The organism is Moorena sp. (assembly GCF_982860115.1).
On sequence record NZ_CEYLVT010000471.1, the window covers coordinates 1 to 1,297 of the forward strand.

At 40.4% G+C, this 1,297-nt stretch carries 1 protein-coding gene; it reads right to left on the reverse strand.

The window, feature by feature from the left end; genetic code table 11:
• Positions 1-22: 22 nt before the first annotated feature.
• On the reverse strand, positions 23-1,147 hold the full coding sequence (locus AC4II3_RS32745; RefSeq protein WP_488017444.1) for an RNA-guided endonuclease InsQ/TnpB family protein: 1,125 nt from the start codon (positions 1,145-1,147) through the stop codon (positions 23-25).
• Positions 1,148-1,297 lie beyond the last annotated feature (150 nt).

Here is a 1,297-nt window from a genome sequence, read left to right on the forward strand (position 1 = left end):
GACTTCAGTCAAAAATACAACATTATGTGATCGCACCTGCGGAATGTGGGCAAGAATGGATGCGGTCTTTTAATTTTTTGGGAACTTTCCTTCCACAATTGGAACAGTTTTGGCTGGTATTTCGGGGATTTACTGCTATTGTGACTAAACCAGCATTTAAGGCCGTAGGCCACGCTACGCGAACGGCTTTGTTTGACAAAATAGACAGAAATTGACCCCATCCAGCGTCCAGTACAGATTTGGCTACTTTAGTTCTAGCCAAACCTTTAATATTTAGTTTCTCATGAGCAATTAGATCGTGAGAATCTAGCAAGCCTTTCGCAGTTTTAAAATGAAAGTCTTTTCGAGTGTCAGCAACCTTTTTATGGGCTCTCCCTAGTTTAGTAACAACCTTCTTTCTGTTGTTACTACCTTTCTTTGACCTGCTGACAGCTTTTTGAATTTTCTTTAGTCGTTTTTGAGCCTTTCGATAGTATTGAGGAACTGGAACCTCTGAACCATCAGACTTGACTAGAAAAGACTTGAGACCCATGTCTATGCCAATAGGATTTGATACTTGCTCTATTGGGAGTACTTCAGGAATAGTATCATCCTGTAAAGACAAAGTCACATAATACCCATCAGCTTTACGAGTAACCGTGGCAGTCTTGATCTTGAATCCGTCCGGGACTGGTCTGTGGTAGACCATTTTGACCCATCCGAACTTGGGCAGATTCAATTTATTACCTTGAATAGGATTTTTAGAGAAAGCAGAAAAAGTCAAGGACTTGTAGCTGTTTTTACTCTTAAACCTAGGTCTTCCACTCTTCTTGCCGTTAGAGTCACCTTTTAAATACCTTTTAAAAGCTAGGTCTACCCTCTTTACGCAATCTTGTAATACATTGGCGTGGATAGCTTTGTACCAGTGCCTGTCTTTCTTTAACTGAGGCAGAGTCCTTTTTTGGGAAAAGTAATCAGGATTATTTCTTAACTCTGGCAAGTGACAGATCAAAGGACAGGAATTAATAGAACAGCGGTTTTGTTCATACCAGTTAAATCTATCAGCAAGTAAGTAGTTGTATTGGTGGCGTAACATATCCAACCACCTTTCTATATCTGCCTCCTGTGACTTGGTTAGTCGCAACCGATATTGATACGCTGTTCTCATTGACTTCTCCTGTTTTTCGACCTACTATTAGTGTAACATTTGTATCGACAGGTGTTAATCCAGTATGAATACTCAAAAGCTTTATAGCTCGTCTCCCTCTCCCAAAAGACTCTGTGCAAAATTCCTCCCGGAGATGAAACCTTAGAAGAG